This is a genomic window from Bartonella sp. AP258QHHD, assembly GCF_042196145.1.
Classification (GTDB): domain Bacteria; phylum Pseudomonadota; class Alphaproteobacteria; order Rhizobiales; family Rhizobiaceae; genus Bartonella.
Window position 1 is genome coordinate 1 of record NZ_JBHIPR010000048.1, and the last position, 9,187, is coordinate 9,187.

Sequence of the window (9,187 nt, forward strand, 5' to 3'; positions counted from 1 at the left end):
TAGGATAACAGTGTATCCATATAGAAACCATTGTCATGCTGCACGCTGCCATAAGCTGTTAGTGACCATTTATCCAATGTGCTCTTACTTACATCATCCATATCCTTTGGAGTGAAAGACAGCCGCCCATAGGTGCCTACAAGACCGAAATGTGTTGTGGTATTTTGTCCTTCTAATGCTGCGAATGTGACTCCGGCTTGGAGAGCAGCATAGCGGATATCAGCACCATAACCATATTTGAGAGGTCCGCGTTCAGAAGATAAGGTTCCTGTGTTTCCGTAAGTATAGAGGAAGAAACCGGTTTGTTTTTCCTCTTCTTTTCCTAAGACAGATGTTCTGATATTGGCTAAAAGCGCGTTTTGTTTAGCCATATCGGTTAATCCACTATAGAAGAGAGCATTTGGCATGACTAAGTAACTGGCCGTTTGTGCTACAGGGACGATCACACTTGGACCAGAACCAGAATCCGTTTCAAGAATTTCTTTATGTAAGCGGAAATCCCAGAAATTTTCATTCTTCTCATCAAAGAGGCTTTGTGCAACATCGGCTGTACCGTGGCTTGACTCTGGTCCATAGGCCGTTAGCGTATATTTATAAGGCAAACGATTTCTTGTGGTATAGCCATTTACGAGTTTGAAAGAGTCTTCTCGTGCTTTTCCAGATACTTGAATGAGCGAGAGGCCACCTATATTGGAAGGATCAGCAGCATTTATTACACTACTTTCATCTCCTGAATCGCTTTTGATATAAACTGTTGTGGAGCCTGAGACATCACCGTGGATCAGAAGTCTATCGGTTTTTTGATCGGCACTTGCTACGCCATCACTCCAAGCAATGTTGAAGTAAATCTTTGCGTCACCAGAGGCGTTGTAGACTTCTTGCGTATCTGGTTTACCAGAACCTATATGCAATGTGTGATAATGATCTTCTACCAGTCCATCAAAAACAATAGAGCTGTTATCGAGATTAAGCGTAGAAATATCGGAACGAGATCTTTGAGCAATATCAAGCAGATTGCCATCATCATCTTTTTCTTTTGTACTGGTCTTTAGTGTCCATGTTGTCTTGTTTTTTAGATCAAAACGTACAGTTCTATTTTTAGCAATATTCGCTCTGCCCTCTAGAGTAGACTGATCAGCGCTTAAGGTGAAGGTGCCATTGGAGATCGCTTTAACCTCTTTATTGTTCCAATAATTGTCATTTTTCCAAGATTTTGGATCTTCGAAAAGACCATCTCCTAACAATACATCAGCATGGATTTCTGAATTTTTGAGATTTGCTGTACCGATTGATAAAGTTGGAATATCTTCCATGTTTGTGTTAGTAAAAGCTCCAACAAAAATTCCTGTGCCATTTTCAACGTGAATATCTGCATTGGTTAAATTGATTTCACTGCTTTTACGTTTTTGTGGATCATCTGGATAATCTAGATCAGGATTAGAGAGAGCTATAAATTGCAAACCAGCAACTCCTGCTATCATAGAAGTATTCACGACATCAATATGTCCGTTAAATGCCGCCCATAGTGCAACTTTTTTTGCTTCTATTTTATTTTTTATTGTATTCTCTGCTGCTCCAATATAACCATTCGTCATCTTAATTGTGCTATTATTTCCTGCAAAAAGACCAACATCAAAATTTTGAATGATTGTTTTACCATTTAATTCGATTGCACTATCAGTTTCTGCAACGTTTACACCAACGGTCATTGTTTTATTTTCACTACCAGTTATTGTTAAATCTCCGCTAATGATTTTACTTCCACCGTCTGCATAAAACCCTTCATCGACATTTTGAATGGTTGTTTTGCCCATTAACCTAACTTCACTACCAGAGTCCGATGTCCATATACCAGTGCGTTCGTTGTCGGAGCCTTCAAGTGCTTCACCACCGATTATCGATAAGTTTTCGCTAATGATTTTACCACCGTTAACTGCTCCAAGGCCGTCCAAAGTATTGTTAATTATTGTATCACCATGCAATTGAATTGTGCTGTCATTGCCACTTACAAATACACCGCTTCCTTTTCCCTCTGTTGTTAGAGCAACATCTGTGGCATCAATATGCCCACCGTTGATTGCGAATAACGCTGTTTTGTTCGCGGCTACGGATCCTCCCGTCATTATGATCTTAGATCCTGAACCGTCTGCAAGGAGTCCTTCGCCATTAGATGATATAATGTTAGCATTGTTTTTTAAGATAATCGTACTGCTGGCTTCGGCGCTTCCTCCTACATCATGTCCACTAAATGATCCTCCTGAGACCGTTATTGTTGAGTGATCATTTGCAACTATACTGGCGGCTGCTTGAGTCACTGTTACATCTTTTAAAGTGACGGTACTTTTATCTGCTTTTATTCCAAAGTTCAGTAACGCATCGTCTTTATTATTCGATATCTTCACACCTTCTAGCTTGTTTTCACCGCTGTTACTGTTTAAAAAGCCGGCACCAACTAGAGAAGTTTTAATGGTCCCTCCAGTCATGTTTATTGCGCCACCATCGTTTGTTGTAAGTCCAATTTCACTATTACTAATCGTTGTTCCTTCAAGCAATTCAACTACACTGCCTTCGCCATTAGAAAATACACCAGACGATATATCTTCGTCACCTAGAGATACATCTGTAACATTTAGAGACACATTTGTGACCGTAATATGTCCACCATTTTCAGCAACCAATGCATTACCTTTCCCCGTGACGGTTCCTCCCGTCATGCTGATGGTGGAGTTTGAACTATTTGCATAGAGTCCAATGTTATCAGATGATGTAATGTTTGCATTGTTGGTTAAAGTGATGGCGCTGCCGTTTTGAGCAGATATTGTTGTATTTTGTGCATGAAATGATCCTCCTGAGGCTGTTATTGTCGAGTGATCATCTGCAACTAAGGCATTGGTTGCTTGCATGACGGTTACATCTTTTAAAGTGACGGTACTTTTATCTGCTTTTATTCCAAAGTTCAGTAACGCATCGTCTTTACTATTCGATATCTTTACACCTTCTAGCTTGTTTTCGCTGTTGTTACTGTTTAAGAAGCCAGCACCAACTAGAGAAGTTTTAATGGCTCCTCCAGTCATCTTGATTGCACCATCGTTTAGTGCTTGAAGCCCGAGTGCACTATTACTAATAGTTGTATTTCCAAGTAATTCAATTACACTGCCTTCACCAACAGAAAATACACCAGACGATATATAGTCGTCACTTGGAGCCACATCTGTGACAGTTAGAGCTACATCTGCAACAATAATATGTCCACCATTTTCAGCAACCAATGCATTACCTTTCCCCGTGACAGTTCCTCCCGTCATTGTGATGGTGGATTTTGAACCTTCTGCATAGAGTCCAACATTATCAGATGATGTAATGTTTGCATCATTGGTTAAAGTGATAGTGCTGCCGCTTTTAGCAGATATTGTTGTATTTTGTGCATGAAATGATCCTCCCGAGATTGTTATTGTCGAATCATTCTCTGCAAATATACCGGCGGCTGCTTGAGTCACTGTTACATCTTTTAAAGTAACGGTACTTTTATCTGCTTTTATCCCAAAGTTCAGTGGCGTATCGTCTTTATCACTCGATATTGTCACATTTTCTAGTTTGTTTTCATGACTGTTACTGTTTAAGAAGCCAGCACCAGCTGCAGAAGCTGTAATGGTTCCTCCAATCATCTTGATTGCGCCATCATTTTGGAATGCAAGCCCGATTGCACTACCACTAATTGTGGTCTTTCCAAGCAATTCAATTACACTATTTGCGCCATTAGAAAATACACCAAATGACTTATCGCTATCATTTGTTTTTAGGGTAACATCTGTAACAGTAATATGACCACCATCTTCAGCAACCAAAGCACTCGCTTTTCCCGTGACGTTTCCTTCTATCATTGTGATGGAGGAGTTTGAATCTTTAGCATATAATCCAACATCATCAGATGATGTAATTTTTGCACCGTTTGTTAAAGTGATGGCGCTGCCGTTTTGAGCAGATATTGTTGCATTTTGTGCATGAAATGATCCTCCCGAGATTGTTATTGTCGAATCATGATCTGCAAATATACCGGCGGCTGCTTGAGTCACTGTTACATCTTTTAAAGTGACGGTACCTTTATCTGCTTTTATTCCAAAGTTCAGTGGCGCATCGTCTTTACCACTCGATATTGTCACATTTTCTAGTTTGTTTTCACGGCTGTTACTGTTTAAGAAGCCAGCACCAGCTGCGGAAGCTGTAATGGTTCCCCCAGTCATCTTGATTACACCACCGTTTTGTGCTTGAAGCCCGATTGCACTATCACTAATCGTTGTCTTTCCAAGTAATTCAATCATGCTACCAAGGTCATCAGAAGCTACACCAAGTCCATCACCATTTGTTTTTAGGGTGACATCTGTAACAGTAATATGGCCACCGTATGTTGTCGTTACTGCTTCCTCTTTCGCTGTAATGCTCCCTCCTGTCATTTCGATGATGGACTTTGAACCTTCCGCATAGAGTCCAGCATCGTTATATGATGTAATTTTTGCACCGCCAGTTAAAGTGATGTTGCCGCCGTTTTGAGCAAATATTGCTGCTTTTTCTGCATCAAATGATCCTCCTAAGACTTTTACTGTGGAATCATATGCATCTATGGCAGTTTGTGCTTGCGTCACTGTTACATTATTTAAAGTGACATTACTGTTAGTTGCCTTGATTCCATTGATTAGTGGCGCATCATCTTTCCCACTTGATGTCACTACATCTTTCAGTTCGTTTTCTTTGCTCTTGCTATCTAAAAAGAATGCACCAACTTTGGACGCTGTAATGCTTCCCCCAGTCATTGCGATTGCGCCACTTTCTTGTGTTTTTAACCCGATTGTCGCATCATTGATCTTTGTATCAGATAATTCAATCACACTGTTTTCACCTTGAGACAATGCGCCGAATCCACTCTCAATTTTAGTACCCTTATTATATGCAGGGTTATCCCCTTCTGTAGTAGGTGCACTTGTGGTATCTTCCTTAGCTGTTAGAGTACCACCCGTGATTTTAATATGGCCACCGTCGTTTGTATACAATGCTGCGTCTTTTCCAGTTACGCTTCCCCCAGTCATTTTTATGGTGGTATTTTCATCATCGGCATGGAGTCCGTTACCATTAGATGAGGTAATGTTAGTACCGCCATCTACAGTAATGGTGGTGCCGCCCATAGCATATACGCCATCCATTTTACCTTCGAATGATCCTCCGGATACTATAACTTGAGAAACGACATCCGCAAGTATACCAGTTTCTGCTTGCTTAACTGTTACATTTTCTAAAGTGATAAAACTTTCGTTGTTTATTTCTATTCCAAGGAGTGATGATGCTTCATTTTTATTATCTGATATCACTACATTTTGTAGTATATTTCTACTATTCTTACTATCATCAATATAAACACCAGTTTGAGAAGCTGTAATGTTCCCCCCAGTCAGGTTGATGTTAGCGCCGTCTTTTACAGAAATACCAAAACGAACATCAGAATCAGTGCCTTGAATATTTAAGCCATTTAATTCAAGCGCACTGTTAGCACCTTCAACTGTTACAACATATTTATCGCTACCTGTGTCTGTATTTGTGTTTTTATTTCCAGTTACAGTTACAGTACTGCCGGTGATTTTTCCTTTGTCTTTTACATAAATAGTCTCGTACGTTTTTCCGGATATATCTTTTTCTTCGTTGGCAACGCCAAGAGTTTCAGCATGTGCAGTGAACTGGATGTTGAATAGTATGATAGCAGCCGCAGCTGTGCATGATAAAAGGGATGTTTTATACACTAGTATTCTCCTTATGAGAGCCCCCAAATATTCATTTCCCCGCAAACTTCATAAGAAGAAGTGAAAATGGATAGTTGTTATTAATTTCGATAATTGTCTTTATTTGGTAAGATATTTTTGGTTTTTTGTCAAAATTAAAAAACAAATGATATTAAATTTGTATTAATTTATATTTAACACACAATGTGTTTGTAATTATTTATATTATATAATTAAATTTACTGTAAATCTATATTATAGAAATTATAAATATTATTATAATACTTACATAAGTTATATTATTTTTTTTATAAAGTAATAATAGTATTTTCTGTAATACTTCTGCATTTTTATAACTTGTCAAAGTAAGTGATGACGGTAATAATCAAACACTATTGCTAGCACTTTTGATTAGTTATACCTTATTTATCATAATATTCTAATATATTTGATCTTGATATCCAAAGGAGTTGGGTGCTCTAGTATAAGAATACATTCTTTCTCCTGTTGGGGATATTTTAATAGTATACGACTAAGTTTTTATAAGCTGTTGATGTATCGATGACATTTGAAAGAGCCAGAGCCCAAGCTTATAAATCTTAATCAATGAAGATGCTTCAAGTTGAAGGCTTGAAATCAACAGTGCTTTTATATCATCAAAGTGCACCTTCATTGAAGGATTATTGCTTTCGTTATTTCGAATTTTTGACATATTTTTGACAATAAAATCTAAAAAATTGCTTCTGAGGAATTTTTTAATATAATATGTAACGTTTTTATGGCGATAGGTTTATGAGATATAAAGTTGAATTGGTAATCACCGTGATTGCTTTTACTCTCTCTGGTTGTTTTAATCTTGATTCTGAAAAAATAAAAAGAGACAAGAGGCTTTATCATGATGCATTCATGGATTGGTCGATGAAAGAAAAGTCTCTTACAAAAAATTATACTGCTATCATTATGGCTGATCCGCAACCGTGGCGTTTAAACTCTGGTGATGCCAATGGAATATCAAACAGAGAGCCATGGTTAAAGATAAATGAGCAGGTTGCTGGTGTGATAAAAGCGCACAAAGCTGCATTCCATATTGTCAATGGTGATCTGACGGAGTTTGGACAACAAAAAAACTATGATGATTATGAAAATGTTTATAAAACTCTTGGAGCACCTGTCTATGAGGGGCTAGGGAATCACGATTATGCCAATAATGTTGGTAATTGTACAAATCCTCAAGAATTCAGCTTTTACAAAGATGCTTGTGCTATAAGTGCAGTTTCAAGAATGGTATCGGAAATCAAAAAATACCGTAGTCAATTATCGCATTTCAATGCAGATGTTACTGAAAGCTTGGTTCCCATTTCGGGTGGAAATATTCGCTCGATAAGGGGGAGTTTGAGTTATTCTTGGGATTATGGAGATGTTCACTATGTGCAGCTTCACAATTATCCAAGCTATACGGTTGGTTTGAAGGGGCAGTCTACAGAAGTGCAAATCAATAAATCTTTAGATTGGCTTAGGAACGATTTAGCTGCTGCTGATGCAAGAGGTAAAGTGACAATCATTAATTTTCATGATGCGCGTGCTGCTTCCATTGATGGTGAATCCTTTTTTATTCGTAAAAAGAATGCTAAAGATTTGTCGGTCTTTAAGTCAATTATTACCTCTCATAATGTTAAAGCAATCTTCGTGGGTCACACGCATTATCAGTCTTATTGCCGTGCGAAAAATGATAAGGTTTTTGGAAATATCCCTATCTATACAGCTGGTGCGCTTTTTAATGGAGATTATTACCTCATAGATGTGAAAGGCAAGACCATTCACGTTAAAGCCTATAATGGAGAAATAGGAAAACCGCTTTTAATTAAAGATCTTGGTGTTATAGGGAAAGACACCCAATTTTCGGCAAGTTGCAGTAAGTTATAATAGGATTTGTTTCTTTGTCTTAAAGCATGAGGGAAAAAACGTATTATATGTGCGGACTTGAAGAGCAGTAGGAGTGTCTAAATGTTATTTAGGAATAGAGTGAAAAATCAGACATATTTTGTTTCAAAGCTGCTAAGATTTCAGGTTATACGCTATAAGTGCAATGGTTTAATGTGAACTGAGCTTTAATACAAAGCAGAATAATGGTTTGTTATTCTATTTTTCTTTTTAGGCTTTCATCTTTGAAGAAAGGGGAGTTTGTCAAGGGTGTGTTCATAATTTGCTAGCACATGTTGTCCAGAATTATCAAGAAGGCTGTTTCTATTAGTTTGTTGCGGTATAATTATCAAGTTATGCCCTTTGTTAGAGTTTATAATATCTACTCATGGGCAACTCTTTTCTTTTTCATAAGAAAAGCTTTTTATTTTGATCAATTTTTTACTTATAATCTTCAAACAATTGATGTTTTGTGATGCTATATAATTTCTCTTGATTAACCGTATGAACTTTTAGTTGTATTACAATTTTATCTTCTTCTTTTATACGTAAGTAAATCGTTACAATAATATGATACAAATATTGGAGTCTGTTTATAGCTGTTATGGTCTCATGCAATTATCCTTAGATGACTCTCACGTGTTTTGGCAGTTTTATCTTTGCTTTGAGAGAGGTGTAAAAAGGGGATTTTAAGAAGTTCCAGTTTAGAAAGAGCTTTTTTGCCCGTGAAAAGCTCTCTGATGCTGCCAAGGCTGGTATGGAACAAGCGGGCGAAGATCTGGCTAATTCGATTGTCGATGGCTTTATGTCGTCTATCTCACAATTGATGGATTATTGTAAATCTTTGCCTAGCCGCATTAAGGGGTGGATTGGGTCGATTGATGTAAGAGAGTTTTTGCCAAGTTTTTTGGGGGGTAAAACAGCCATCCAACCCATCGTGCAATTTGCGGGGGCTTCTCCTGTAAATTCATCTGCGAGAGAGCAAAGAGACAAAGACCGTTCCCCCATCACACACAATCAAAATGTCACAGTGCATGTTAATGGGGCGCGTGAACCCATGGCCACTGGTCGTGCGGTCGCTCACGCCATTCAACGGGCACGCGCTAACGCTCTGCATGGCGGGACAGAATGAGGGGAGGGAGCCTATGAGAGATCCTTTGCTGATGTTAGGACCGCATCAATTTTATGTGGACTGGCTAAATTTCCAATCCTTTGAAGAAGAGTTTTCTGCCTCATGGGTTTGTATGGAGCGTTTTGGCAAGGCACCCAGTTTGCAATTTACTGGCTATGGCAATGATGCAAAGACCATTCATGGAGTTTGGTTTCCAGAAGAATTTGGTGACCGTGTAGCCATTGATGCCATCACTACAACTATTCGAAGAGCAAAGCCGGTCCAGATGCTTCATTGGATCAATGATACCACCTATAGTGTCCTTCTCCATGGATCCGTAGTAATCACCACGATCAATAAAGACCACGACTATATCAGTCGCTCTGGTCAA

General features: G+C 38.5%; 4 protein-coding genes. 3 read left to right on the forward strand and 1 reads right to left on the reverse strand.

Annotated elements, in window-relative coordinates:
* Positions 1-5,786: right-handed parallel beta-helix repeat-containing protein (locus ACFIMM_RS05425; protein WP_375692653.1), on the reverse strand; the 5,786-nt coding region annotated here is incomplete at its 3' end.
* Between the two features lie 771 nt (positions 5,787-6,557).
* On the opposite strand from ACFIMM_RS05425, the gene ACFIMM_RS05430 reads away from it, so the two are divergent.
* The 3 genes from ACFIMM_RS05430 to ACFIMM_RS05440 all read left to right on the forward strand — a co-directional run.
* Positions 6,558-7,688: a metallophosphoesterase gene (locus ACFIMM_RS05430; protein ID WP_375632454.1), complete on the forward strand. Its 1,131-nt coding sequence runs from the start codon at positions 6,558-6,560 to the stop codon at positions 7,686-7,688.
* 754 nt (positions 7,689-8,442) lie between these two features.
* On the forward strand, positions 8,443-8,817 hold the full coding sequence (locus tag ACFIMM_RS05435; RefSeq protein ID WP_375692654.1) for a hypothetical protein: 375 nt from the start codon (positions 8,443-8,445) through the stop codon (positions 8,815-8,817).
* Positions 8,818-8,830: 13 nt separating this feature from the next.
* The coding region (locus tag ACFIMM_RS05440) for a phage tail protein (RefSeq protein WP_375692655.1) at positions 8,831-9,187 on the forward strand (357 nt) is incomplete at its 3' end.